Annotated in this window: 22 protein-coding genes; 13 read left to right on the top strand and 9 right to left on the bottom strand. The window is 64.7% G+C overall.

From position 1 onward, the window contains the following. Positions 1-77: 77 nt before the first annotated feature. The 3 genes from Q6A47_RS08920 to dinG all read right to left on the bottom strand — a co-directional run bounded on the left by Q6A47_RS08920 (position 78) and on the right by dinG (position 5,806). Complete coding sequence (locus Q6A47_RS08920; RefSeq protein WP_304484040.1) at positions 78-1,223, bottom strand: serine hydrolase domain-containing protein; 1,146 nt, start codon at positions 1,221-1,223, stop codon at positions 78-80. Between the two features lie 119 nt (positions 1,224-1,342). After that, positions 1,343-3,580, bottom strand: coding sequence for a beta-galactosidase (locus tag Q6A47_RS08915; RefSeq protein ID WP_304484039.1), 2,238 nt, complete (start codon positions 3,578-3,580; stop codon positions 1,343-1,345). An 81-nt stretch (positions 3,581-3,661) separates the two neighbouring features. Further along, entirely contained in the window at positions 3,662-5,806 is a 2,145-nt protein-coding gene (gene dinG / locus Q6A47_RS08910) for an ATP-dependent DNA helicase DinG (RefSeq protein WP_116887709.1), read from the bottom strand. Between the two features lie 98 nt (positions 5,807-5,904). Between dinG and Q6A47_RS08905 the strand changes: the two genes are divergently transcribed. Further along, positions 5,905-6,369, top strand: a complete 465-nt coding sequence (locus tag Q6A47_RS08905; RefSeq protein ID WP_304484037.1) for a CopD family protein — start codon at positions 5,905-5,907, stop codon at positions 6,367-6,369. A 39-nt stretch (positions 6,370-6,408) separates the two neighbouring features. Here Q6A47_RS08905 and Q6A47_RS08900 read toward each other — a convergent pair whose 3' ends face one another. The 3 genes from Q6A47_RS08900 to Q6A47_RS08890 form a co-directional block, all read right to left on the bottom strand. Beyond that, positions 6,409-7,170, bottom strand: a complete 762-nt coding sequence (locus Q6A47_RS08900) for a collagen-like protein (protein WP_304484036.1) — start codon at positions 7,168-7,170, stop codon at positions 6,409-6,411. After that, a complete protein-coding gene (locus Q6A47_RS08895) occupies positions 7,163-7,438 on the bottom strand; it encodes a DUF1145 domain-containing protein (protein WP_029613218.1) in 276 nt (91 codons plus the stop codon). The genes Q6A47_RS08900 and Q6A47_RS08895 overlap by 8 nt, the downstream gene beginning before the upstream one ends. A 153-nt stretch (positions 7,439-7,591) precedes the next feature. After that, complete coding sequence (locus Q6A47_RS08890) at positions 7,592-8,296, bottom strand: PA1041 family peptidoglycan-binding anchor lipoprotein (RefSeq protein WP_295481358.1); 705 nt, start codon at positions 8,294-8,296, stop codon at positions 7,592-7,594. A 160-nt stretch (positions 8,297-8,456) separates the two neighbouring features. Here Q6A47_RS08890 and Q6A47_RS08885 point away from each other — a divergent pair, with 160 nt between their 5' ends. The 10 genes from Q6A47_RS08885 to pdeM all read left to right on the top strand — a co-directional run bounded on the left by Q6A47_RS08885 (position 8,457) and on the right by pdeM (position 19,939). After that, positions 8,457-8,951: a DUF6231 family protein gene (locus Q6A47_RS08885; RefSeq protein ID WP_304484034.1), complete on the top strand. Its 495-nt coding sequence runs from the start codon at positions 8,457-8,459 to the stop codon at positions 8,949-8,951. Positions 8,952-8,955: 4 nt separating this feature from the next. Further along, on the top strand, positions 8,956-9,432 hold the full coding sequence (locus Q6A47_RS08880) for a YchJ family protein (protein WP_029613221.1): 477 nt from the start codon (positions 8,956-8,958) through the stop codon (positions 9,430-9,432). 2 nt (positions 9,433-9,434) lie between these two features. Then, on the top strand, positions 9,435-9,911 hold the full coding sequence (locus Q6A47_RS08875; protein WP_029613222.1) for an LEA/WHy family protein: 477 nt from the start codon (positions 9,435-9,437) through the stop codon (positions 9,909-9,911). 6 nt (positions 9,912-9,917) lie between these two features. Beyond that, the gene (locus Q6A47_RS08870) at positions 9,918-10,115 is read left to right on the top strand and encodes an SEC-C metal-binding domain-containing protein (protein WP_029613223.1); all 198 of its coding nucleotides are present in this window, start codon (positions 9,918-9,920) and stop codon (positions 10,113-10,115) included. 172 nt (positions 10,116-10,287) lie between these two features. Further along, positions 10,288-12,723 carry a penicillin acylase family protein gene (locus Q6A47_RS08865; protein ID WP_304484028.1) on the top strand — a complete coding sequence of 812 codons (2,436 nt, stop codon included), beginning with the start codon at positions 10,288-10,290 and terminating at the stop codon, positions 12,721-12,723. 108 nt (positions 12,724-12,831) lie between these two features. Next, positions 12,832-13,848 (top strand): ligase-associated DNA damage response exonuclease, encoded by a 1,017-nt coding sequence (locus Q6A47_RS08860; protein WP_039575969.1) that lies wholly within the window; start codon positions 12,832-12,834, stop codon positions 13,846-13,848. Continuing rightward, positions 13,845-15,509, top strand: coding sequence for an ATP-dependent DNA ligase (locus Q6A47_RS08855; RefSeq protein WP_304484026.1), 1,665 nt, complete (start codon positions 13,845-13,847; stop codon positions 15,507-15,509). The genes Q6A47_RS08860 and Q6A47_RS08855 overlap by 4 nt, the downstream gene beginning before the upstream one ends. Positions 15,510-15,612: 103 nt before the next feature. Continuing rightward, the gene (locus tag Q6A47_RS08850; RefSeq protein ID WP_304484024.1) at positions 15,613-16,728 is read left to right on the top strand and encodes a succinylglutamate desuccinylase/aspartoacylase family protein; all 1,116 of its coding nucleotides are present in this window, start codon (positions 15,613-15,615) and stop codon (positions 16,726-16,728) included. Positions 16,729-16,796: 68 nt separating this feature from the next. Further along, complete coding sequence (locus Q6A47_RS08845) at positions 16,797-19,247, top strand: ligase-associated DNA damage response DEXH box helicase (RefSeq protein ID WP_304484023.1); 2,451 nt, start codon at positions 16,797-16,799, stop codon at positions 19,245-19,247. A gap of 35 nt (positions 19,248-19,282) precedes the next feature. Further along, entirely contained in the window at positions 19,283-19,939 is a 657-nt protein-coding gene (gene pdeM, locus Q6A47_RS08840) for a ligase-associated DNA damage response endonuclease PdeM (RefSeq protein WP_029613225.1), read from the top strand. On the opposite strand, the gene Q6A47_RS08835 is transcribed toward pdeM, so the two are convergent. Both Q6A47_RS08835 and dcd read right to left on the bottom strand, forming a co-directional pair. Continuing rightward, positions 19,940-20,143 (bottom strand): hypothetical protein, encoded by a 204-nt coding sequence (locus Q6A47_RS08835; RefSeq protein ID WP_029613226.1) that lies wholly within the window; start codon positions 20,141-20,143, stop codon positions 19,940-19,942. Between the two features lie 95 nt (positions 20,144-20,238). Continuing rightward, positions 20,239-20,805, bottom strand: coding sequence for a dCTP deaminase (dcd, locus tag Q6A47_RS08830; protein WP_029613227.1), 567 nt, complete (start codon positions 20,803-20,805; stop codon positions 20,239-20,241). A 323-nt stretch (positions 20,806-21,128) separates the two neighbouring features. Between dcd and Q6A47_RS08825 the strand changes: the two genes are divergently transcribed. Further along, positions 21,129-21,338 (top strand): cold-shock protein, encoded by a 210-nt coding sequence (locus tag Q6A47_RS08825; RefSeq protein WP_016488765.1) that lies wholly within the window; start codon positions 21,129-21,131, stop codon positions 21,336-21,338. A gap of 120 nt (positions 21,339-21,458) precedes the next feature. Here the strand turns inward: Q6A47_RS08825 and apbC are convergent, their stop codons facing one another. Then, positions 21,459-22,553: an iron-sulfur cluster carrier protein ApbC gene (gene apbC, locus Q6A47_RS08820; protein ID WP_039575957.1), complete on the bottom strand. Its 1,095-nt coding sequence runs from the start codon at positions 22,551-22,553 to the stop codon at positions 21,459-21,461. A 159-nt stretch (positions 22,554-22,712) separates the two neighbouring features. Between apbC and metG the strand changes: the two genes are divergently transcribed. Continuing rightward, entirely contained in the window at positions 22,713-24,752 is a 2,040-nt protein-coding gene (gene metG / locus Q6A47_RS08815) for a methionine--tRNA ligase (RefSeq protein ID WP_039575955.1), read from the top strand. Positions 24,753-24,834: the final 82 nt, after the last annotated feature.

Genomic DNA, 24,834 nt, shown 5'->3' with positions numbered 1-24,834 from the left:
AAGAAGATTTTGCCCACCCGTGGTGGCGTTGGCATTGAGGATAGTCAAAGGAATCGGGCATTACCCGCATTACCCGATCAAAGGCAATTGGACAGTACCCGCACCAGTTTCTGCGCCCGCGGATCCATCAGCACGTAAGGCCCGAGGGTGTTGGTGACAAAGCCGAACGCCACGTCGTACTCCGGGTCGGCAAAACCGACCGAACCACCTGCGCCGGGATGACCGAACGCCCGTGCGCCCAGCCCGAACGTGGCGTTGGCGACCTGGGGCTGGTCGAGCATGCAGCCCAGGCCGAAGCGGGTCTGGGTCAGCAGCGTCCGGTCCTGGCCAAGGCTGTGTTCGCGGGTCAACTCGTCGAGCAGTTCCGATTCCAGCAGACTGCCATCGAGCAGACCGGCGTAGAAACCAGCCAGGCTGCGCGCATTGCCGTGGCCATTGGCAGCCGGTTGCTGCATACGGCGCCATTCGGGCTTGTTGGTGCTGGTGAGAATCGCCGGGGGATTGGTGAAAGCGCGGGTGGACAGCGCCTGCGGCTCACGCATCGTCACCTGCAGCAAGCGCTGGGCAGCGGCGTCCCCGGGGTTGCCCTTGCCGCGAGCGATATGCGCGACACGGTGGAATTCGGCATCGTCCAAGCCCACATGGAAATCCAGACCCAGAGGACGCGCTGTGCGGGCCACGATCGAATCGCCCGGGCCGCGACCGTCGGCGCGCCGGATCAGTTCGCCGATCAGCCAGCCGTAGGTGATGGCGGCATAGCCATGCTCAGTGCCCGGTGTCCACCAAGGCGCCTCGGCCGCCAGGGTATCGACCATGAACGACCAGTCGTAGAGCGCCTCGGCCGGCAGCAGATGACGGATGGCTGGCAGGCCGGCACGGTGACTGAGCAGATGGCGCAGCGTGATGCCTTCCTTGCCAGCCTGGGCAAACTCGGGCCAGTAACGGGCCACAGGGGCATCCAGTGCCAGCTTGCCCTCGCCGACCAACTGCAGCGCGGTTACTGCGGTGAAGGTCTTGGTACAGGAAAACAGGTTAGCAAGGGTGTCACTGTGCCAAGCCTGCTGCCCGTCCTTGTCGGCTGTGCCCGCCCACAGGTCGATGACGGTCTCGCCGCCCACCTGAATGCACAGCGCCGCACCACGCTCCTGGGAATCCTTGAACAAGGCGGCAAAGGCGTCGCGCACTGCCTCGAACTTCAGCTCAAAGTGACCCTGAATGTGCACCCGCCCGCTCTCCGTACCACTTGCCAGTCAAAGGCGGGCATTGTTTCAGTAGTTGGCGGTTTTGCCTACTGAATGTGGCCGGAAGGTTGTGGGAAAAAGCCCAAGTTCCCCAACGATGCTCAGCGCGTCTTGGACTCCAGCATTCGACGCACCTCCTCGAGGGTTTCCCGATTGCTCTTGCGCACCGCTTCGACGAAGCCCGGATAGGCGACATCGGTGATGGCCACCAGCCCGAGATGGCCGTTCTCACCATCGAGCAGCCGACCACTGGCGGGCTGATCCAGGTACTGGAACCAATGCGCCCCGACGATCATTGGCTGGGCCAGCGCGGCCTTGAGGAAATTGCCGTAGGCCGGCCCTCGATCCTCTTCCCGCGCCACTTCCAGCGGCCCAGGCCAGAACGGACCACGGTCGCGCGAGCCGAACTGGAATTCCGAGACCAGTACCGGCTTGTCCAACTCGGCCAGACGCGCGAAGTCATAGCCGTCCTGGGGCTTGAGGGTATAGAAGTTGAAACTGATGACATCGCAGAATTCGGCGCATGCCTCGACCGCTTCCGGTGTGCTGATCGCATAGCGCCCACCCAGCAGCAGGTGATTGGGCGCATGCCACTTCAGGGCATCGGAGATGGTCTTGAAGTAGGTCTGGGCGAACACCTGCTGGAAGTACTGATAGTCACGCTCGATCTCCGAATGCTCGGCATTGGGCAACGGCGCCTCGAAGCCCGGGTCTTCCATCAGTTCCCAGGCCTTGAGCTCGATGCCCCAGGCTTTCGACAGACCCTCCTGGTTGCGGTACTTGTCGCGCAACTGCTTGAGGAACGCGCGCTTGGCGGGCACATCGGTGGTCAGCCGAAGCGTACCGAAGGCCAGGCCATAACGCGCCTTGGGATCGTCGCCAGGCGCGGCCCAGGCCAGCTCGTTGTCGGCGAAATAGCCAATCAGCCAAGGATCGTCGCGGTGGTCGCGGGTCGCGATGGCCACCGCCCGCTCGGTGGCCATGGCAAAGCGCGGGTCGAACGGATCGGGCATGCGGCCCCACCAGTCCATGCCCGTACTAATGCTGGCGTAGTCACCGACAATCGACAGCGGCAGGGTGTAAGGCACCCTCTGCGCCTCACCCAACGCTGGATCGCTCCAGTTACCCAAGGTATTGAAACCCCAGGCCAGCAAACGGTCGAGGCTATGGGTTTGCCAGCGCGTCGCATCGAGGGTCGCAGCCGCACAGTCGGCAGGCCCTTGGCTCTCGGTGACCGGCGTGCAGGGCTTGGCGTAGGTGCGCTGCAGGTTGGCCGCGTAGAAGTCGAACCAGCGGCCTTGCTTGAAGCCGCGCCCCTGGGAAGACGCGTTGCCATCGTCATTGTTGCCTTCACCATAGAATGCCGAGAGTGCCTCGCCCTGCGCCGGCAGGCCCTTGAACATCGTTTCCCGTCCAGCGACGTAGGTGCGCCCACCGTCCGCAGCCACGGCATTGACGCCCAGGGAATAGAACGCATGGCCTAGCGGCGTGACCAGATACCAGCGCCCATCGCGCTTTTCGGTTCTGAAGAAGCCCTGGGCCTCGAAGGCCGGACCGGCGATCACGCCGCCATAAAGGTCGAGCGACTGTTGCTCGCGCTCGCCCAGCCAACGCTTGAGTTGCTGCTGTTCGCGGACGTCGGCTGCCTTGAGTTGCTCGTCGCTGGCGATCTTTTCTGGCCAGCGACTGCGAGTGGACTGACCATAGGCATCGATCAACTCGCTGTAGGCCGCACGCACCACGCGGTCGTCGCTCTCCAGGCCGAGCTTTTCCACCAGCAGGTTCTGCGCGACTTTGGGCTGGGGAATGCTCAAGCTGACCGACGCCACCTGTTTGAGGTCCAGCTCGCCGCTGCTACTGGTCAACAGCAGACGTTGGCCGTCGTAACTCCAGGGCATCGGCGGACCGGCGCGCATGCCCTGGCTGAGCGGCGAACTGGCCTTGAGCGGCACCATCACCGTTTGCGCCGGACCTGCCGGCAGATCGATACGGCTGACCAGGCTGCGGCCGTCACTGCCCGTGACCGTCACATCCACGGTCAGCGCCCAGTCCTGGGCACTCTGCAGGCGCAGCGTCAGGAACTGCCCAGCCGACCAGTCCCACACGCCAGTCTGGGGACTCAGGCGCAGGGTAGGATGTGCCACCGGGTTGAACACCACACGCCGAAGCACCTCGCCCTCGGCCGTCTGTTCCGCATTGTATTGCGGCATGCCGGTATCTTCAGTGGTGACCGTCACCATCGAGGTCGGACGCACGAAGCTGAACAGCGTCTGCTGCTCAGCCAGCACGCCAGTGCTGCACAACAGGGTAAGGACAACGGGCAGGGTGCGGCGGATCATGTGGACGGGGCTCTCCTTCAAGGCCCTCATGGGCCCGTATCGAGTCATGGACAACAGGCCGGAGCATCGTGCTCCAGCCGTTTACTGAATCTCCCGCCGGAAGGGCGGCAGTGCATTGAGGATAGCCTTGCCGTAGCGCTGGGTGACCAGACGCCGGTCGAGCAAGGTGATGACGCCGCGGTCCTGCTCGGTACGCAGCAGGCGACCGCACGCCTGGATCAGACGCAGCGAGGCATCGGGCACGGCAATTTCCATGAACGGATTGCCGCCACGGGCCTCGATCCATTCGGCGAGCGCAGCTTCAACCGGGTCGTCGGGCACCGCAAATGGGATCTTGGCGATGACCACGTGCTCGCAGTAGGCACCTGGCAGGTCGACCCCTTCGGCAAAGCTGGCGAGGCCGAACAGGACACTGTGCTGGCCGTCGTCGACCCGCGCCTTGTGCTTGTTCAGGGTTTCCTGCTTGGACAGGTTGCCCTGGATCAGCACCAGCTTGCGCCAGTCGCGGTCCAGGCCGTCGAACACATCCTGCATCTGCTTGCGCGACGAGAACAGCACCAGCGCACCGCGCGCGTCTTCGACGATCGCCGGCAGTTCGCGGATGATGGCTGCGGTATGCCCGGCGGCATCGCGCGGGTCGGCGCCCAGGTCCGGTACGCGCAGCAGACCGGCATCGCCGTGCACGAAGGGACTGGGCACCACGCAGGTGACGGCATCACGGGGCAGCCCCGAGCGCATGCGGAACCGGTCGAACTTGCCGAGCGCCGTCAACGTCGCCGAGGTGACCAAGGCACCGTAGGCGACATGCCAGAGATTGCGCCGCAGCATCTCGGCGGCCAGGATCGGGCTGGCATTGACTTCGATGTCGAACAGCGCGCCGCTTTCGGCGAGGGTCAACCAGCGCGCCATGGGCGGACTGTCCTGCGGATCTTCGGCAGTGAACGCCGTCCACAGCTCCCAATTACCCTGGGCGCGAGTCACCAGGCTGCCGAACAGCGGGTACCACTCTTCGGCCTGATGACTGGCGATGCCGATGTTGACCTCGCCATCCATGCCTTCCTTGAGCAGGTCGGCCAAGCGGGTGAACAGGTCATTGAGCCGGGCGAAGCCTTTCTTGAGCTCGATGCCCACCTCGCGAATCTGCTCGGGCACCACGCCACCCTCGAAGCGATAGCGCGGGCGGTCACGGCCCTCCATGTCTTCGCCAACGCGGAAATCAGCTACCTGTTCGCACAGGGTGAACATGAACTGCTGCTGCGTGCGGATTTCCCGCGCCAACTCCGGCACCTGCTCGATCAGCCGGCCAAGGTCGCCTGGCAGCGGGTGCTGGGCCAGCAACTTGGCCAAGTTCTTGGCGGTCTGCTCCAGCCAGTCGGCGGTGGAGCGCAGACGCGAATAGTGGGCGAAATGGCCGATGGCCTTGTCCGGCAGGTGGTGGCCTTCGTCGAACACGTACATCGTGTCGCGTGGGTCGGGCAGCACTGCACCGCCACCGAGCGCCAGGTCGGCAAGAACCATGTCATGGTTGGTGACGATGACGTCGACCTTACCCATGCCTTCGCGGGCTTTATAGAAGACACACTGCTGAAAATTCGGGCAATGCCGGCCAGTACACTGGCTGTGGTCGGTGGTCAGGCGCGCCCAGTCCTGGTCCTCGAGGGTTTCGGGCCAACTGTCGCGGTCGCCATCCCAGCGGTTGCCGGCAAGCTTCTCGATCATGCTGTTGAACAGCTTCTGGCTGCGCTCATCCACCTCGATGTGGAAACCTTCCTCTTCGAACAACTGAGCGGTGGCCGACTGCGCGTGGCCTTCCTGCAGCAGCACGTCGAGCTTGGACAGGCACAGGTAGCGGCCTCGCCCTTTGGCCAGCGCGAAGCTGAAATTCAGGCCGCTGTTGCGCATCAGGTCGGGAAGATCCTTGAAGACGATCTGCTCCTGCAAGGCGACGGTGGCGGTGGCAATCACCAGACGCTTGCCCGCAGCCTTGGCAGCGGGAATCGCGGCGAGGCTGTAGGCGACCGTCTTGCCGGTACCGGTGCCGGCCTCGACCGCCACCACGGCGGGTTCACCAGATCGACGACCTTCCTCGTCACAAGCGATATCGCCGAGCACCTTGGCCACTTCGGCGATCATCAGGCGCTGGCCGTAGCGAGGCTTGAGGCTCTTGGCTTCGAGAAAACGCGAGTAGGCGCCCTGGATGGTGGCTTTTAGTTCATTGCTGATCATGGTCTAGGCGCGCCCGACGGGCTGGATATATTTTCAGTGTTTTGCATGGGGCGGCTATCATACCCCGTCATTGCCCTCGATGCCCCATGGAGATCCGGATGCTTGCCTTTGCCCTGCCCTACACACTGCACGTTCTGGCCGCGTTGGTCTGGGTCGGCGGCATGTTCTTCGCCTGGCTGATACTGCGCCCGGCGGCAGTCGTAGCGCTGGAAGGGCCAGCGCGCCTGCGGCTGTGGCTGGAAGTTTTCCGACGTTTCTTCGGATGGGTCTGGCTGGCCGTGGTGGTGCTGGCGATCAGCGGTATCGGCATGTTGCACCTGCGCTTCGGCGGCTTCGACGCCGCGCCACGCCACGTTCAGGTGATGATCGGCGGCGGCATCGCGATGTTCGCGCTGTTCATGCGCGTGCAGGCGCTGCTGCTCCCGGAGTTGCGCGCCGCCGTGCAGGCCGAGGACTGGGCCTCGGGTGCTGCGGTGCTGGGCAGGATCCGACGGATGGTCGGCATCAATCTGTTGCTGGGCGTCTGCGTGGTGGCCGTCGCCAGTTCGCGCCTGCCCCTTTGACAGATCGAACAGGGCTGCAGCGCAGCCCTGAGCACCGAACTAACGGATCGTTTGCAGAATCAACTCCCCCGCTGCTCCGGCCAGCCCGGGCTGTCCTGGCAAGCCCGCTCGCCCCGCGCTGCCCGCTGCGGTGCGATACACCAGACAGCCTTTGCTGGCTCCGCCCTGCCCCGCTTTGCCCGCCGCGCCAGGTTGACCCGGAGCGCCGCCTTCGACACGGACCTGAATGCGCTCCACCGGGAAATCACCGGGGACGGCCAGACGCACCCGTCCGCCCGCCGCGCCATCGTGGCCGTCACCGCCATTGTCGCCATTCGCGCCGCGGCTGGCAGTGCCCCAGGTGCAGCCTCCGGCGCTGCCAGTACCGCCGTCGAGACCGGCAAAGCCAGGCGCTCCGGCCCCACCCCTGGCATCGATCATCAGTTGCTCGGCCTCCAGTGTCTGCAAGCGCAGGTCCAGGTCACGCCCTGGGCGTGCAGGGCGCTGATAGGTTCCGGCAGCGCCGGGCGCGCTGATCTCGCTACCTGGGCCGAGCACCGCGGTACCGGCCTCGATGCTCAACGCGCTCGGCGCCGGCGCGATGGCGATACGTGCCTCGCGGCCCATGACCAAGTGATCGATCTTCAGCGCGGTCAGCGTGGCCGGCAGCAGCAGCGTCGCCGAGTCGGCCACCTCGACACGCTCCAGGTGCACGCTGGACGACTTGTTCGGCAACCGCAGCATGGAATGGGCACCCACCTCAAGGCTTTCGGCCTGCGCCAGCGGAGCGGCCAACGCGGCCAACAACATCAACTTACGCATGGCGCGGAGCCTCCAGCGGACGGGGAATGGACATGACGTGAAAGATGCCGGTCAACAGGATTTGCAGGCGATCGAACCAGCGGTGACTGCGCCCGCGAAGACTGGCATTGAACATCAGCACCTCAAGCAGGTGCAGGGCCAGCAAGAACGCACCGGCTGCATTGATCAACAGATTCAATGGCAATGGCTGCGGCAGGGTCAGATTGACCAGCACCACCCACCAGAACACCACCGTCAGGGCCTTGCCCAGACCCAAGATGAATTTCATACCTCGCCCCCGACTGTCTTGTTGTTGGCTTGCGGCCCGTTCGAGCGGACGCTGCGGCCAACAGTAACGCCGTGCCGGGCCGTGCGCCAGGGGCCGGCGACACGGCTTCGCAGCACAAGCCCACGCCCCGACCGGCGACGTGGACGCGGCCCATCAACGCTGGATCTTGATCTCGGTGCGACGGTTCAGGGCGCGGCCCTCGGCCGTGGCGTTGTCGGCCACCGGCTGACGCTCGCCCGCGCCGACCACCGACACGAAGCGGTCACGCGGTATACCGCTGCCGATCAGGTAGTCGGTCACCGAATGGGCACGACGCTCGGAAAGTTTCTGATTGTAGCCATCGGCGCCGACACTATCGGTGTACCCGGTGACGCTCAGGCGGGCGCTGGGCGCCTCTTGCTTCAAGCGGGTGGCTACGCTGTTCAGGCGCTCTTTGTCGGTGGCGGTCAGCCGCGCCGAGTCGAACTCGAAGTGCACGTCGCGGATGACGATGACCTCTTCCTTCTCGACCACCACCACCTCCTCGACCACCCGCTCCTCGACCACCGGCTGCAGTGGGCAACCGTTGGTGTCGACCTGGACCCCACGCGGCGTACCGGGGCACTTGTCGCGGCTGTCCGGCACGCCATCGCCGTCTTCGTCACCGTCGCCATGGGACCAGCAGTAACCGGCTGCCAGGCCACCGCCGAGCAAAGCGCCCCAGCCGGCCCAGCTCGAACTTTCGATGGCGCCCAGGGCCGCGCCCCCTACACCACCGACCGCTGCGCATTTCGGCCAGTCGGTTTTCTGCAGGCCTGCACACCCGGTCAACACACCGGTGATCAGAACCAGGGGTATCGCAGTGCGTACTATGCTCATTTTTGTCGTCTCTCCTGAGGGAATCGGTGCACGACCGATGCTCAGGGAGTAAAGACCGCCCGTGCCCGCTCTGCCAGCAATGGGCCATGACTGCACCACAACCCGCTTTGCCCGCAAAGCCAGGGCCGCTAGTCTAGAGCGACCTGAACGAGGATTGGCAATGACCGACGGTTTTTCCCAGCGCACTCCGCAACAGGCCCTGGCGGCCCTGCTCGAGCGCTTCGCACCCGCCCGCCTGCTGCTGGTGGGCTCCCGTTTCCCAGCCCTGGACGCCTTTGCCGCCGCACACCCGGCGACCCAGGTGCAGGTAGCCGCGCCGGGGCCGCTGCCCACCGACTTGGCCGCGCAGCGTTTCGACCTGGCCGTGCTGGTGGACTGCCTGGAGCACCTGCCCAAGCGCAGCGGCCTGGAACTGTTGGGCGGCATCCGCAATCTCAACGCCAGCAAGGTGGCCGTGTTGGCCGACCTGGCCGCCTGCGGCTGGCACGACACCGACTTCTTCGCCCTGGCGATGTCGGCGAGTGAAAAGTTTCGCCGCCAGGAGCAGGTGCTGAGCCTGTTCACCTATGATCTGCATGACTACAAGCAGGTGCCGGACTGGCTCAATGCCAAGTTCTGGGCCAATCCGCAAAACTTCGGCAAGTACTGGTGGTGACTTCATGAGCGTTACGGTCTGTCCCTGCGGCAGCGGCAATCTTCTCGACGCCTGCTGTGGGCGCTTCCATGCCGGCACGCCGGCAGCCGATGCCCAGGCTTTGATGCGCTCGCGCTACAGCGCCTATGTACTGGGCCTGGTGGACTACCTGGTGGCAACCACGCTGCCCGCCCAGCAAGCCGATCTGGACCGCGCCGCCATGGCCACCTGGAGCGCCCAGAGCACCTGGCTGGGCCTTGACGTCGAAAGCAGCGAAGTGCTCGGCGGACAGCCTGAGCATGCATTCGTCACCTTCACCGCGCGCTGGCACGATCAACAAGGCGACCACCAGCACCGCGAACGCTCGGCCTTCGTGCAGCATGGCGGGCACTGGTATTTCATCGACCCCACCGTGGCACTGCGCGCCGGGCGCAACGATCCCTGCCCCTGCGCCAGCGGGCAGAAGTTCAAGAAATGCTGCGCCAGCTACGTCGGTCACTGACCATGAACTTCATCGGGCGGCTCTGCCTGCTAACTGTCACCTTCCTCTGGCTGGGCGGTTGCGCGGGCTGGGACGCCAGCGAGCGGGCCCGGCCCGAGGTTCATTTGCTGCGCGTGGAAACGGTCAAGGCGCGCCTGCACCAGCAGCAATTCGTCTTGCATGTGCGCATCGACAACCCGACCGACAGTCGTCTGTTCATCCGCACCATCGCCTATACGGTACGCCTGGGCGACCTGCTGCTGGTGCAGGACGAGGCCAGCCTGTGGCGCAGCGTCGGCGCCCACTCGCGGCGGACCTTCAAGATCGATGTGCGCACCAACCTCTGGCAGCACCTCAAACCGCTGGCCAAGCTGCTCAGAAGTGGCAAACCCTTGAACTACAGTTTGCAGGCCGAACTTGCCACCGGGCTGATCGTGCACAGGGACCTGCACTTGTCGCGCAGTGGTGAGATAATCCGCGGCGATCTCAAACCGGAGTAACCCGCAATGACCCAACAACCCCATGTCCATGGCCCCGACTGCGACCACGGTCACGACCACCACCACGACCACGGCCATGTGCACGGCCCGCACTGCAACCACGGCCATCAGGAGCCGGTGCGCAATGCGCTGAAAGACGTCGGCCGCAACGACCCGTGCCCCTGCGGCAGCGAAAAGAAATTCAAGAAGTGCCACGGCGCTTGAATTAGCCGCGAGCGGCAAGCTTGGAGTGCGGGCATGCCGAGGCGCCGCCCCTCGAAGTCGCTCGCGATGCGTGGGCTCGCGCGCCTTTACTTGCAACTTGCCGCTTGCAACTTACCGCTTGAAACTTACCCGCTTGAAACTAGCCGACTTCCCCTCTTCAGGAGCCTTTGCAATGGCTGCCCCCGTGTTTCCTCCTTTGCGTTTCCGGTTCGGCTCTGGCGCCGTGCTGCTCGGCCTGCTCGGGCTTGCCGGCTGTCAGGTGGGCGGCCATCAGGACAGTGTGCCGCCGAGCACCGGCGTGCAGCCGCTCAAAGGACTGGCGCAGAACGTCTCGGTACGGCGTAACGCCATGGGCGCGCCGCTGATCGAGAGCAGCAGCTTTCACGATGCACTGTTCAGTCTGGGCTATGTGCATGCTGGCGACCGCATCGAACAGATGATCGCCATGCGCTTGCTGGCCCAGGGGCGCCTGTCCGAAATCGCCGGGGCCGAGGCGCTCGATATCGACCGCCTGATGCGCGCGGCCAATCTCAAGCAAAGCGCCGCCCAGCAATATGCCGATGCCTCACCGCGGCTCAAGCGCTTCTTCGAAGTCTACGCCCGAGGCGTCAACGCCTACCTGTTCCGCTACCGCGACAAACTGCCCAGCGACCTCGCCGGCAGCGGCTATCGCCCTGAGTACTGGAAAGCCGAGGACTCGGCGCTGATTTTCAGTCTGTATGCCTTCAGCCAGTCGGTGAACCTGCAGGAAGAGCTGTCCGCGCTCACCCTGGCGCAGAAAGTCGGCAGCGACAAACTCGCCTGGCTGCTGCCCAGCGCCCCTGACGAGGCCTTGGCCAATGGCGAGGCCGACAAGCTCAAGGGCATCGATCTGACGCGCATCCCCGGCCTGGGCGACGTCACTGCGGCCAGCCAGAAGCTCACCGAGCTGGGCCTGCTGGGCAGCGCCGGCTCGTCCAACCTCGCGCTGGGTCCGCTGCGCAGCCGCAGCGGCAAGAGCTTGCTGGCCAGCGACAGCCGCGCCGCCTGGGCCTTGAGCCCGGTGCAGATCCACACCAGCAAGTACCAGGTCGCCGGTCTGTCGCTGCCCGGTTTGCCCATCGTGCTGGCCGGCTACAACGGCAAGTTGGCGTGGAGCGCCAGCGCGGTCATGGCCGATAACCAGGACCTGTTCCTCGAACAACTACGCCGCCAGGGCAACCAGCTCACCTACTTGGCCGACGGCAAGTGGCAGGCTGCGCGTGGGCGCAACGAGACCTTCTTCGTGCGCGGTCAGCGACCCGTGCGCGAAGTGCTGTACGACACCCGCCACGGCACCTTGCTCGGCCAGCCCGGCAACGGCTACGGCCTTGCCCTGCACTTGCCGCAGCTCAAGGACGACCGCAGCCTGGACGCGCTGTTCGACCTGACCCGCGCCAGCACGCTGGAACGCGCCTTCGACAGCACCCGCGAAATCGGCGCCGCGGCCTTGAACTTCGTTTTCGCCGAACCCGAGCATATCGGTTGGCAGGTCAGCGGGCGCTACCCGAACCGTCGTGAAGGCCAGGGCCTGCTGCCCTCCCCTGGCTGGGACGGGCGTTATGACTGGGACGGTTTCGCCGACGCCATGCTTCACCCCTACGACCAGGATCCGCCCAGTGGCTGGATCGGCCACGCCAACCAGCGCAGCCTGCCCAAAGGCTATGGCATGCAGCTGTCGAGTACTTGGTACTACCCCGAACGCGCCGAGCGTCTGGGCCAACTGGCGGGCAGCGGTCGCCACGACAGCCGCAGCCTGATGGCCCTGCAGAACGACCAGGTGACGCTGCTCGCCGACAAGCTCAAGCGCATGTTCGACGCGCCCGGCATGGCCCAGCCGCTCAAGCAGGCCATCGACGCGTTGCCTGCCGCACAGCGCGACAAGGCCCGCGAAACCCTGACTAGGCTGAAAGCTTTCGACGGTCGCCTCAGTCCGGTCTCGGCCGACGCCGCGCTCTATGAACTGTTCCTGCAGACCGTCGTGCGCCAGACCTTCCTCGACGACCTCGGCCCTGAGTCCAGTGCCGCCTGGCAAGCCTTCGTGAGCAATGCCGAGCTGTCTTATTCGGCCCAGGCCGATCACCTGCTCGGCCGTGAAGACAGCCCGTTCTGGGACGACCGCAGCACGCCGCAGAAGGAAGACAAACCGACCATTCTCGCCCGTAGCCTCGCGGCGGCCATGGACGAAGGCATCGCCAAATTCGGCGCCGACCGCAAGGCCTGGCAATGGGGCAGGCTGCACCAATACCACTGGCCTGCGCCGAACGTACATGGCCTGGGCGACGCCCTGAACCAGGCACCGCTGGCAGCCGGTGGCGACTTCAGCACCCTGGCCCTGACGCCCTACGCCTGGGGCCGTGACTTCGACACCAGGCTGCCGGCCTCGGCGCGGATGATCGTCGACTTCGGCCAGGCCGAACCGCTGCAAGTGCTGACCAGCAGCGGCCAGTCCGGCAACGCTGCCAGCGCCCACTACGCCGACGGCCTGGACGCCTGGTTCAAGGGCCGTTTCACTACCCTGCCGCTGCAGCCGCAGAACTTCGCCCGCGCCTACGGCAGCCAGCGCCTGACCCTCACCCCGGGCAAGTAGCCCTATTGCCGAGCGGCCCGCCAGGGTCGCTCGGCGTGCTTCGATCCAGCCGAACTTCCACGCCGACGTCGCGCTCCTAAGCAATAACCCCAGCCAGCGCGAATGCCCATGGATCTCGTGATCGCCCGTCCCGAAGGCCTGTATTGCCCACCCGGAGATTTCTACATCGATCCGTGGCGGCCAGTGGAGCGCGCGGTGATCACCCACGGCCACGGCGACCATGCCCGCACCGGCAACGGACACTACCTGTGCGCAGCCCCCGGCGCCGGCATTCTGCGCAGCCGGCTGGGCCAGGACATCGACCTGCAGACCCTGCCGTACGGCGAGCGTCTGGTGCACCACGGCGTGACCTTGAGCTTCCATCCTGCCGGGCATGTCCTCGGCTCGGCGCAGGTACGGCTGGAGTACGAGGGCGAGGTGTGGGTGGCGTCGGGCGACTACAAGGTCGAGCCCGACGGCACCTGCGCGCCGTTCGAGCCGGTGCGTTGTCACACCTTCATCACCGAATCCACCTTCGGTCTGCCGATCTATCGCTGGCCCTCCCAGGCCGAGGTGTTCGCCGACATCAACGCCTGGTGGCGCAGCAACCGCGACCAGGGCAAGGCCAGCGTGCTGTTCTGCTATGCCTTCGGCAAGGCCCAGCGCATTCTCCATGGGCTGGACGCCAGCCTTGGCCCGATCCTGGTGCATGGCGCCGTGGAGCCACTGAACCGGGTCTACCGCGAAGCCGGTATCGCGCTGCCGGAAACCCGCTATGCCGGTGATATCCCGCGCAATGATCCGCTGATGCGCCAGGCCTTGGTGCTGGCACCGCCATCGGCCGGCGGCAGCAGTTGGATGCGGCGTTTCGGCGACTACAGCGACGCCTTCGCCAGCGGCTGGATGTTGTTGCGCGGAACCCGTCGGCGGCGTGGCGTGGACCGCGGCTTCGTGCTCTCCGACCATGCCGACTGGCCCGGCCTGCTATGGGCCATCGGCCAAACCGGCGCCGAGCGAGTGATGGTCACCCACGGCTCGGTCGGCGTGCTGGTGCGCTACCTGTGCGAACAGGGCCTGGACGCCCGCGCCTTCGTCACCGAATACGGTGATGAGGATGATGCCCCCGCTGCGGAGCCTGCACCATGAAGGATTTCGCCGAGCTCTACCTGCGCCTGGACGCAACCACTTCGAGCAATGCCAAGCTACAGGCCCTGCGCGACTACTTCGCCCAGGCACCGGCCGCCGACGCGGCCTGGGCGGTCTATTTCCTGGCCGGCGGTCGCCCACGGCAACTGGTGCCCACCCGCTTGCTCCGCGAGTTGGCCACGGCCATGGCGGGCTTGCCGGACTGGTTGTTCGAGGAGAGCTACCAGTCGGTCGGCGACCTGGCCGAAACCATTTCCCTGCTACTGCCACAGCACGATCACGACAGCGATGAAGGACTGGCGCAGTGGGTCGAGCTGCACCTGCTGCCCCTGCGTGGGCAACCCGCCGAGGTGGTTGGCGAACGGTTACCGCAACTGTGGCTGCGTCTGGACCGTCCCAGCCTCATGCTGTGCCTGAAGTTGATCACCGGCAGTTTCCGAGTCGGGGTGTCGAAACTGCTGGTCACTCGCGCACTGGCGCAATTGTGCGACCTGGACCCCAAGCGCGTGGCGCAACGGTTGGTCGGCTACACCGACCTCAGCCATCGACCGACGCCCGACAGCTACCTGAAACTGATTGCCCCGGAATCGGACGACGAACACGCCCAACGCGGCGGACAGCCCTACCCATTCTTCCTGGCCCATGCCCTGCAAGCGCCGGTGGAAGACTTCGCCACGTTGATCGGCCCGGTCGAAGACTGGCAAGTGGAATGGAAGTGGGACGGTATCCGTGCCCAGGTGGTCAAGCGCGAGGGCCAATTGTGGATCTGGTCGCGCGGCGAAGAATTGGTCACGGAGCGTTTTCCCGAACTGCACAGCCTGGCCGAAACCCTGCCGGACGGCGTGGTACTCGATGGCGAAATCCTGGTGTGGAAACCTGGCACCACGCAAGACGCGCCCGCGGTGCAGCCTTTTGCCTTGTTGCAGCAGCGCCTGGGTCGCAAGATCCTCGGCAAGAAGCTGCTCGCCGATGCGCCGGTGGTGCTGCAGGCCTACGACCTGCTCGAGTATCAGGGAGAAGACTGGCGCAGCCGCCCGCAACACGAGCGGCGCAGTGGGCTGGAACGTCTGCTGAACGAACACCCGCTGGCGCCGGTACTGCTGTCCCCTCTGCTGCAGGCAGACGACTGGGCGGGCCTGGCCGAACAGCGCGAGCAATCGCGCAGCCTTGGCGTCGAAGGGTTGATGCTCAAGCGGCGCGATGCACTGTATGGCGTCGGTCGCACCAAGGATCTGGGCGTGTGGTGGAAGTGGAAGATCGATCCCTTCAGCGTCGATGCAGTGCTGATCTATGCCCAGCGCGGCCATGGCCGCCGCGCCAGCCTTTACAGCGATTACACCTTTGCCGTCTGGGATGCCCCTGCCGGTGCTCCACAACGCACCCTGGTGCCCTTCGCCAAGGCCTATTCGGGGCTCAGCGACGAAGAAATGCGCAAGGTCGATGCGATCATCCGCAAGACCACCGTGGAGACCTTCGGCCCGGTGCGCAGCGTCAAGCCGACCCTGGTGTTCGAGCTCGGTTTCGAAGGTATCGCCCTGTCCAAACGTCACAAGAGCGGGATCGCCGTGCGCTTTCCACGGATGCTCCGCTGGCGCCTGGACAAGCCCGTGGAAGAGGCCGACGACTTGGCCACCTTGCAGAGTCTGCTCGGTCCGACCTGACGCGTTTGCCGGTGTGCGGTGCTCACGTGCATAGGCACGCAGGCTCAGTTTGTGCTTCTATTTCCAGTCGCCACGATCAACGCCCGCGCAGCCCAGGACTCCCATGCATCACTTGACCCACGACTTGCTCTCTCCGGTTCCCGGTGTCACCCGTCAGTTGCACAGCTTCCACTTCGGCCCGCGAGGCCAAGGCAAAGTCTATATCCAGGCCTCGCTACACGCCGATGAGTTGCCCGGCATGCTGGTCGCCTGGCACCTGAAGCAGCGTTTGCGGGACTTGCACCAGCAGGGCCTGCTACAGCGCGAGGTGGTGCTGGTGCCCGTGGCCAATCCGGTGGGTCTGGAGCAGGTGCTGCTGGATGCGCCGCTGGGACGTTTCGAATTGCACAGTGGCGAGAACTTCAACCGCAAATTCGTCGACCTGTCGGACAGCATCGGCGATCAGATCGAACCACGGCTGAGCGGCGATCCTGAACATAACCTCGCCTTGATCCGCAAATACCTGCGTCGCGGGCTGGAGGCCCACCCGGCGGTGACGCCGCTGCAGGCCCAGCGCCTGACCTTGCAGCGCCTGGCCTGCGACGCTGAGCTGGTGCTCGACCTGCACTGCGACTTCGAGGCCGTCGAACACCTCTACACCACTCCCGAAGCCTGGCCGCAGGTCGAGCCGCTGGCGCGCTATCTCGGCGCCCAGGCCAGCCTGCTGGCCACCGACTCGGGCGGGCAGTCGTTCGACGAATGCTTCAGCCTGGTCTGGTGGCAACTTCAGCAGCGTTTCGCCAAGCGCTTCCCGATTCCCCTGGGCTGCGTGGCGGTCACCGTCGAGCTGCGCGGCCAGGCCGACGTCAACCATGAACTGGCCCGCCAGGATTGCCAGGCGATCCTCGATTTCCTCGTGCACCGGGGCGTGATCACGGGCCAGGCGAGCCCCCAGCCCCCGCTTCGGTATCCTGCCACGCCGCTGGCAGCGGTCGAGCCGCTGGCGGCGCCACGTGGTGGCCTGTTGGTGTTCCACGCCAAGCCAGGACAGTACCTGGAGCCAGGACAGCAGGTCGCTGAGATCATCGACCCGCTCAACGACCAGGTGACCCCGGTGAGCACTGCACACGGCGGCCTGCTCTATGCACGCAGCGTGCGCCGCATGGCGACGACCGGTATGGTCATCGCCCATGTCGCGGGCGAGCAGGTGTGCCGTAGCGGCTATCTACTGGCCAACTGACGCGAATCAAACCAAAGCGCACACTGGCGGGTCTGTAGAAGCACAGCCTTCGACGAGACCGGCCACTGATGCCCACCTCACCCGACCTCGCCAACGCCTGGTTCAGCAGCCGACGCTGGAAGCCCTTCGCCTTCCAGCGCACCGTGTGGGCAGCGATTGAGCGCGGCGAATCGGGCCTGCTGCATGCCAGTACCGGCAGCGGCAAGACCTACGCCGTCTGGTTGGGTGCCCTGCGAGCCTTCGCCCGTCCTGTGAGTGGACGTCATCCGGCGCCGCTGCAGGTGTTATGGATCACGCCCATGCGTGCGCTGGCCAGTGATACCGCCCGCGCCTTGCAGGCACCGGTCGATGAGTTGGCGCTGCCTTGGAGCATCGGCGTGCGCAGCGGTGACACGTCCAGCGCCGAGCGCGCACGGCAGACTCGACGCCTGCCCAGTGCGCTGGTGACCACCCCGGAAAGCCTGACCTTGCTGCTCACCCGTGAACACGCCGAGCGCGACTTTGCCGAGCTGCGCATGATCGTGGTGGATGAGTGGCATGAACTGCTGGGCAATAAGCGTGGCGTGCAGTTGCAACTGGCCCTGGCTCGCCTGCGGCGCTGGCAGCCACAGTTGGTGGTCTGGGGCCTGTCGGCCACTTTGGGCAACCTGCCGCACGCGCTCGAGGTGCTGCTGCCTGGCGGCGGACGTCTGGTGCAAGGGCGCCAGGACAAACGCATCCAGGTCGATACCTTGCTGCCGGACGAAATCGAGCGATTCCCTTGGGCTGGGCACATGGGGTTGAAGATGCTGACCAAGGTCAGCGCCGAGCTCGAGGCCAGCGCCAGCAGCCTGGTGTTCACCAATACCCGCGCCCAGGCCGAATTGTGGTACCAGGCGCTGCTCGATGCCCGCCCCGACTGGGCAGGCCTGATCGCGCTGCACCACGCGTCGCTGGCCCGGCACACCCGCGACTGGGTGGAGCGCAGCCTCAAGCAGGGGACGCTGAAAGCGGTGATCTGCACCTCGAGCCTGGACTTGGGGGTGGATTTCCTGCCAGTCGAACGGGTGCTGCAGATCGGTTCGGCCAAAGGCATCGCGCGCCTGCTGCAGCGTGCCGGGCGGTCGGGACACGCGCCAGGCAGGACGTCCCGCATCACCTTGGTACCGACCCACAGCCTGGAACTGGTGGAGGCCGCCGCGGCTCGACAGGCCTTGGCGGCCGGGCACATCGAGGCGCGTCGCTCGCCGCGGCTGAGCATGGACGTGCTGGTCCAGCACGTGGTCAGCATGGCGCTGGGCAGCGGGTTCCGGCCTGAGCAGTTACTCGAGGAGGTGCGCAGCACCTGGGCCTTTCAGGACTTGCAGGACGCCCAGTGGCAGTGGGCACTGGCCTTCGTGCGCCATGGCGGCAGCTCGCTGACGGCCTACCCGGATTACCAACGCGTCGAAGCTCACCCCGATGGCCTCTGGCGCGTGGCCAGCGAGCGTCTGGCACGCCGCCATCGCTTAGGCATCGGCACCATCGTCAGCGATGCCAGCCTGCAACTGAAATACTGGAGCAAAGGCGGAGGCGGCAAGTCGCTGGGCAGCGTCGAAGAATCGTTCATCGCCCGTCTCAAGCCTGGCGATACCCTGCTGTTCGGCGGGCGCATCCTGGAGCTGGTACGGGTAGAACACATGACCGCCTACGTGCGTCGCAGCACGGCGCGCAAAGCGGCGGTGGCACGCTGGAATGGGGGGCGCATGCCGCTGTCCAGCGAGCTGGCCGATGCCTTGGTCGAGCGCCTGGATGCCGCGGCCCATGGCCATTACGAGGGCCCGGAAATGCGCGCGGTGCGTCCCTTGCTGGCGCTTCAGGCCAGTTGGTCGGCGCTGCCCACGCAACGCACCTTGCTCGCCGAGACGCTGCATACGCGCCAGGGCTGGCACTTGTTCGTCTATCCCTTCGCCGGGCGCATGGCCAACCTGGGACTGGCCAATCTGCTCGCTTGGCGGGTCAGCCGGCAGCAGCCGCTGTCGGTCTCGATCGCCGTCAACGACTATGGCTTCGAATTGCTGGCCGCCAGCGCGGTGGACTGGGCAGCGTATCTGCCCGCCGCGCTGACGGTCGATGATCTGCTCGAGGATGTGCTTGCCAGCTTGAATGCGGGGGAGATGGCGCTGCGGCGTTTTCGAGAAATCGCCCAGATCGCCGGCCTGGTCTTTGGCGGCTACCCGGCAGCGCAGAAAAGTACCCGTCAGATCCAAGCGTCCAGCGGTCTGTTCTACGAAGTGTTCCGCAAGCATGATGCGGATAACCTGCTGCTGGGCCAGGCGCGTGACGAGGTGCTGATGGAAGAACTGGAAATCGAGCGGCTGAGTCACCAATTGCAGAAACTGGCAGGCCTGAGCCTGGACCTGCATGCATTGCAACGGCCCAGCCCACTGGCTTTCGCACTGCTGATCGAAGGGATGCGCGAGACCCTGAGCACCGAAAAGCTCGCCGATCGTATCGCGCGGATGGTGGCCGACCTGGAGAAGGCGGCGAGCCGACCGTGAATCACCCACACCCTGTCGAGGAGGCCTCGCTGGACGTGCAACATCTGGTCATTGAGCACTGCGGCGAAACCCTCTGGCTATTACCGGACAAGGCGCTTTACTGGCCGGCGCAACGGGCGCTGCTGGTGGCCGATGTGCACATCGGCAAGGCGGCCAGCTACCGTGCCCTCCACCAGCCAGTGCCCCGAGGCACCACCAGCGCGACGCTGGAGCGCCTGGACCGGCTACTGGAACATTACGATTGCCAACAATTGATCGTACTGGGCGACTTTCTCCATGCGCGCAGCGCCCGGGCACCGGCCACGCTCGCCAGGCTGGCGCTGTGGCGCGACAGGCATCCGCAATTGAAGATGATTCTGGTGCGGGGTAACCATGATCGCCATGCAGGCGACCCGCCGCACACGCTGGGGATCGAGGTGGTAGAGGAACCTTGGGTGATGGGCGGTATTGCGTTGGCACACGAGCCCAAAGCCCATGCCACACTGCCAGTGATCGCCGGACACGTCCACCCGGCCTGCGTGCTCAAAGGTCGCGGTAGGCAACGGCTGAGGCTGCCGTGTTTCGTCTTTGACAACACTGTCAGCCTGCTACCAGCCTTCGGCGAGTTCACCGGAGGCTGGACTGTGGACCCTTCTCCAGGCACCCGCCTGTTCGTGGCGGGTGGGGATCGTGTATGGGCACTACCCAGGTGATCAGGCCATCGGGGTAGGCGGTGGCTGGTCCGGTATGGTGGGTTCGCCGGGCTCCGTGGGCGCTGGGTCGGGATCGGGCTGGTGTGGTACACCGCCGGCATGCAAGTGCACCGGAGGGTGTGCAAGGAGGCTCCACGCCAGCATGCCGATCTGGTTCGGCTGCAGGCCAGCCAGTTTGGCACTGATTGCAGGGTCGAGTTTCATGGGCTGCTCCAGACAAGGCCGGCGCGCGTTATGCACGCCGGGGAGTTACCTCGTAGGAGTGTCAAAAGGGAAACTAATTCCCCCGGTTCGTCGGTTCACGTGCGCGGCAGGGTCACGCCACGTTGGCCCTGGTACTTGCCGCCACGGTCGCGGTACGACACTTCGCAGGCCTCATCGGACTGCAGGAACAGCATTTGCGCCACGCCTTCGTTGGCGTAGATCTTCGCCGGCAGGGTCGTGGTGTTGGAGAACTCGAGGGTCACGTGACCTTCCCACTCAGGCTCCAGCGGCGTGACGTTGACGATGATCCCGCAGCGGGCGTAAGTGCTCTTGCCCAGACAGATGGTCAGCACGTCACGGGGAATGCGGAAATACTCGACGGTGCGCGCCAGGGCGAAGGAGTTCGGCGGAATGATGCAGACATCGCTCTTGATGTCGACGAAGCTGCCTTCGTCGAAATTCTTCGGATCGACGGTCGCCGAGTTGATGTTGGTGAAGACCTTGAACTCGTCGGCGCAGCGCACATCGTAGCCGTAGCTGGACACCCCGAAGGAAATCACCCGGCTGTCCTGTTCACCGCGCACCTGGCGTTCGACGAAGGGTTCGATCATACCGTGTTCCTGCGCCATGCGGCGAATCCACTTGTCCGATTTGATGCTCATGGCGGGTTGTCCTGAAAGGTCGAGATTGAAAACGAGATGCGCATCTTACCGGTCCTGGCCGACACGATAAAGTTTCCTGCCCTATCCCGCGCCCGGCACGGGCTCGCGCTTCGCCGAGACGAATTTCATCAAAGCCGCTGTTGGCCATTGGCAGGTTGCGGAAAGTGGGGTAAGGTGACGCCACTGTGCTGCACGTGACACCGAGAATCTGTTAGATGCACGATCCTGATCGGCCCATCGCTGAATTTTCCGCTCTCTTTGCACTCAGTCCCGGCCAGGGCGTTTCCTGAGCCGAAATCTACTTTGTCCAAGGAGACAGACACATGTCCAACCGCCAATCCGGTACCGTCAAGTGGTTCAACGATGAGAAGGGCTACGGCTTCATCACCCCTCAGTCGGGTGACGACCTGTTCGTACACTTCAAAGCCATCCAGGCTGACGGCTTCAAAACCCTGAAAGAAGGCCAGGCTGTTACCTTCGTCGCTACCCGCGGCCAGAAAGGTATGCAGGCTGAAGAAGTTCAAATCGCCTAAGTCGATTTAGCTTCCTCGCTTTCAAAAGAACCCGCCTTATGGCGGGTTTTTTTATGGCTGCGAATGGGTCAGCGCTGGATGCATCGCGGGCAAGCCCGCAATGCAATCCTAAGTGCCGGATCAGTCCTCGCTGATGGTAATGCTCGGCATCGCCGGTGCTGCGGCCTCTTGCAGCACGATGCGCGCACCGACCTGACGCGCCAGTTCCTGATAGATCATGGCGATCTGGCTATCCGGCTCGGCGATAGCTGTAGGCTTGCCACTGTCAGCCTGCTCACGAATGACCATGGACAGCGGCAGCGACGCCAGCAACTCGACCCCGTACTGGCTCGCCAGCTTCTCTCCACCGCCCTCGCCGAACAGGTGCTCGGCATGGCCGCAATTCGAGCAAATGTGCACCGCCATGTTCTCCACCACACCCAGCACCGGGATGTTGACCTTGCGGAACATCTCGACGCCCTTCTTGGCATCGAGCAACGCCAAGTCCTGAGGCGTGGTCACTACCACGGAACCGACCACCGGCACTTTCTGCGCCAGGGTCAACTGGATGTCGCCAGTGCCCGGCGGCATGTCGATCACCAGATAGTCGAGATCGTCCCAGGCGGTCTGGGTCACTAGTTGCTGCAAGGCGCCGGAGACCATCGGTCCGCGCCAGACCATCGGCGTGTTGTCGTCAGTGAGGAACGCCATGGACATCACCTCGACACCATGGGCCTTGATCGGCACGAACCACTTCTGATCACGGATCTGCGGGCGCGTACCCTCCGGGATGCCGAACATCACGCCCTGGCTCGGCCCATAGATATCGGCATCGAGGATACCCACCCGCGCCCCCTCGCGCGCCAAGGCCAGGGCGAGGTTGGCGGCAGTGGTCGACTTGCCCACGCCACCCTTGCCCGAGGCCACCGCGATGACGTTCTTCACATTGGCCAGCGCCGGCACCTGGGCTTGAGCCTTGTGCGCAACGATTTGCGTGTCGATGCGCACCTGCGCCGACGTCACGCCGTCGAGGTTCTCGATGGCCGTCTGCAGCACCTGAGCCCAGCCATTGGTGAACAGGCCGGCGGCGTAACCCAATTGCAAGCGCACACTGACCTGACCGTCTTGAACGTCGATGGCGCGCACGCAGCCGGCGCTGACCGGATCCTGGTTCAGGTACGGGTCGGTGTACTGGCGAAGCACGCCTTCGATGGCGGCGGGTGTGACGGCACTCATGGAGACTCCCGTGGCATTTTTCGGAAAAGTGGAACAGGCGCCTATGCTAACCCGCAAGCGCGCACAGATGCGTCTGCGGGGTGAAATATCTGCGCCAGCCCTTTATAGTGGCCGATCATCCTCATTTTTACCCGTCGCCAGATAAGTAGCCGAGCCACCATGTCCGAGCCACGTCAGATTCTCGTCACCAGCGCCCTGCCCTATGCCAATGGATCGATTCACCTTGGCCACATGCTGGAATACATCCAGACGGACATGTGGGTGCGCTTCCAGAAGCTGCGCGGCAATCAGTGCATCTATGTCTGCGCCGACGATGCCCACGGCTCGGCGATCATGCTGCGCGCGGAGAAGGAAGGCATCACCCCCGAGCAGTTGATCGCCAACGTGCAGGCCGAGCACAGCAGCGACTTCGCAGACTTCCTGGTCGACTTCGACAACTTCCACTCGACCCATAGCGAAGAAAACCGTGAACTGTCGAGCCTGATCTACACCCGCCTGCGCGAAGCCGGGCACATCGCCAATCGGTCGGTGACCCAGTATTTCGATCCGGAAAAGGGTATGTTCCTGGCCGATCGCTTCATCAAGGGCACCTGCCCGAAGTGCGCCGCCGAGGACCAGTACGGTGACAACTGCGAAAAATGCGGTGCCACCTACGCGCCAACCGAACTGAAGAACCCCAAGTCGGCCATCTCCGGCGCCACCCCAGTGCTGCGCGACTCCCAGCATTTCTTCTTCAAGCTGCCAGATTTCCAGGCCATGCTGCAGCAGTGGACCCGCAGCGGCACCCTGCAGGAAGCCGTGGCCAACAAGCTGGCCGAGTGGTTGGACGCGGGCCTTCAGGAGTGGGACATCTCCCGTGACGCCCCCTACTTCGGCTTCGAGATTCCAGGCGAGCCCGGCAAGTACTTCTATGTCTGGCTGGACGCTCCGATCGGCTACATGGCCAGTTTCAAGAACCTGTGCGCTCGCCGTCCGGAGCTGGACTTCGACGCGTTCTGGAACGAAGGCTCGCAAGCCGAGCTGTACCACTTCATCGGCAAGGACATCGTCAACTTCCACGCGCTGTTCTGGCCCGCGATGCTCGAAGGCGCTGGCTTGCGCAAGCCGACCGCAGTGAACGTGCACGGCTACCTCACCGTCAACGGCGCGAAGATGTCCAAATCCCGCGGCACCTTCATCAAGGCCCGCACCTACCTGGATCACCTGCAGCCCGAATACCTGCGTTACTACTACGCGGCCAAGCTCGGACGCGGTGTAGACGACCTCGACCTGAACCTCGACGACTTCGTGCAGAAGGTCAACTCGGACCTGGTCGGCAAAGTGGTGAACATCGCCAGCCGCTGCGCAGGCTTCATCCATAAGGGCAACCAGGGCGTGATGGTCGCTGGCGACGCGGCACCGGAGCTCACCGAGGCGTTCCTCGCCGCCGCCCCGTCGATCGCCGACGCCTATGAAGCCCGCGACTTCGGCCGCGCCATGCGCGAGATCATGGCCCTGGCCGATCGTGCCAATGCGTGGATCGCCGATAAAGCCCCTTGGTCCCTGGCCAAGCAGGAAGGCAAGCAGGACGAGGTCCAGGCCATCTGTGCCCAGGGCATCAACCTGTTCAGGCAACTGGTGATCTTCCTCAAACCCGTGCTGCCGCTGCTGGCCGCCGATGCCGAGGCCTTCCTGAACGTCGCACCGCTGACGTGGAACGACCACCTGTCGCGCCTGGAAAGCCATACCCTGAACCCGTTCAAGGCGTTGATGAGCCGCATCGAGCCAGCCAAGGTCGAGGCCATGATCGCCGCCAGCAAGGAAGACTTGCTGAGCGCCGACGCTCAGGCGCCGGCGGGCAATGGCGAATTGGGCAAAGATCCGCTGTCGGCTGAGATCGAGTTCGACACCTTCGCTGCCGTCGATCTGCGTGTCGCGTTGATCGTCAAAGCCGAGGCGGTGGCCGGAGCCGACAAGCTGCTGCAACTGACCCTGGACATTGGCGATGAACGGCGCAACGTGTTCTCCGGCATCAAGTCGGCCTATCCTGACCCTTCCAAGCTCGAAGGCCGATTGACGATGATGGTCGCCAACCTCAAGCCGCGCAAAATGCGCTTCGGCGTCTCCGAAGGCATGGTCATGGCGGCTGGCCCCGGCGGCGAGGAAATCTACCTGCTCAGCCCCGACAGCGGTGCCAAGCCAGGCCAACGCATCAAGTGAACCGGCCCCCGGCCTGAGGCGTCTTCCGACGCCCCAGGCTGCAGCGCTGACTCTCCCCTTTCCGTCGCCGAGGAATGCGTGG

It is taken from the genome of Pseudomonas boreofloridensis, from assembly GCF_030580795.1.
GTDB lineage: Bacteria > Pseudomonadota > Gammaproteobacteria > Pseudomonadales > Pseudomonadaceae > Aquipseudomonas > Aquipseudomonas boreofloridensis.
The sequence above is the reverse complement of the archived record's forward strand: the minus strand, read 5'-3'. Positions and strand labels throughout refer to the sequence as shown.

Bases quoted from the DNA above. Each gene is read 5' to 3' on its own strand.
- apbC (WP_039575957.1), bottom strand. From the start codon at position 22,553: ATGAGTGCCGTCACACCCGCCGCCATCGAAGGCGTGCTTCGCCAGTAC.
- metG (WP_039575955.1), top strand. From the start codon at position 22,713: ATGTCCGAGCCACGTCAGATTCTCGTCACCAGCGCCCTGCCCTATGCC.
- Q6A47_RS08855 (WP_304484026.1), top strand. From the start codon at position 13,845: ATGAAGGATTTCGCCGAGCTCTACCTGCGCCTGGACGCAACCACTTCG.
- Q6A47_RS08850 (WP_304484024.1), top strand. From the start codon at position 15,613: ATGCATCACTTGACCCACGACTTGCTCTCTCCGGTTCCCGGTGTCACC.
- dinG (WP_116887709.1), bottom strand. From the start codon at position 5,806: ATGATCAGCAATGAACTAAAAGCCACCATCCAGGGCGCCTACTCGCGT.
- Q6A47_RS08895 (WP_029613218.1), bottom strand. From the start codon at position 7,438: ATGAAATTCATCTTGGGTCTGGGCAAGGCCCTGACGGTGGTGTTCTGG.
- Q6A47_RS08900 (WP_304484036.1), bottom strand. From the start codon at position 7,170: ATGCGTAAGTTGATGTTGTTGGCCGCGTTGGCCGCTCCGCTGGCGCAG.
- Q6A47_RS08885 (WP_304484034.1), top strand. From the start codon at position 8,457: ATGACCGACGGTTTTTCCCAGCGCACTCCGCAACAGGCCCTGGCGGCC.
- Q6A47_RS08860 (WP_039575969.1), top strand. From the start codon at position 12,832: ATGGATCTCGTGATCGCCCGTCCCGAAGGCCTGTATTGCCCACCCGGA.
- Q6A47_RS08865 (WP_304484028.1), top strand. From the start codon at position 10,288: ATGGCTGCCCCCGTGTTTCCTCCTTTGCGTTTCCGGTTCGGCTCTGGC.
- Q6A47_RS08880 (WP_029613221.1), top strand. From the start codon at position 8,956: ATGAGCGTTACGGTCTGTCCCTGCGGCAGCGGCAATCTTCTCGACGCC.
- Q6A47_RS08875 (WP_029613222.1), top strand. From the start codon at position 9,435: ATGAACTTCATCGGGCGGCTCTGCCTGCTAACTGTCACCTTCCTCTGG.
- Q6A47_RS08915 (WP_304484039.1), bottom strand. From the start codon at position 3,580: ATGATCCGCCGCACCCTGCCCGTTGTCCTTACCCTGTTGTGCAGCACT.
- Q6A47_RS08845 (WP_304484023.1), top strand. From the start codon at position 16,797: ATGCCCACCTCACCCGACCTCGCCAACGCCTGGTTCAGCAGCCGACGC.
- dcd (WP_029613227.1), bottom strand. From the start codon at position 20,805: ATGAGCATCAAATCGGACAAGTGGATTCGCCGCATGGCGCAGGAACAC.
- Q6A47_RS08890 (WP_295481358.1), bottom strand. From the start codon at position 8,296: ATGAGCATAGTACGCACTGCGATACCCCTGGTTCTGATCACCGGTGTG.
- Q6A47_RS08825 (WP_016488765.1), top strand. From the start codon at position 21,129: ATGTCCAACCGCCAATCCGGTACCGTCAAGTGGTTCAACGATGAGAAG.
- Q6A47_RS08835 (WP_029613226.1), bottom strand. From the start codon at position 20,143: ATGAAACTCGACCCTGCAATCAGTGCCAAACTGGCTGGCCTGCAGCCG.
- Q6A47_RS08905 (WP_304484037.1), top strand. From the start codon at position 5,905: ATGCTTGCCTTTGCCCTGCCCTACACACTGCACGTTCTGGCCGCGTTG.
- Q6A47_RS08870 (WP_029613223.1), top strand. From the start codon at position 9,918: ATGACCCAACAACCCCATGTCCATGGCCCCGACTGCGACCACGGTCAC.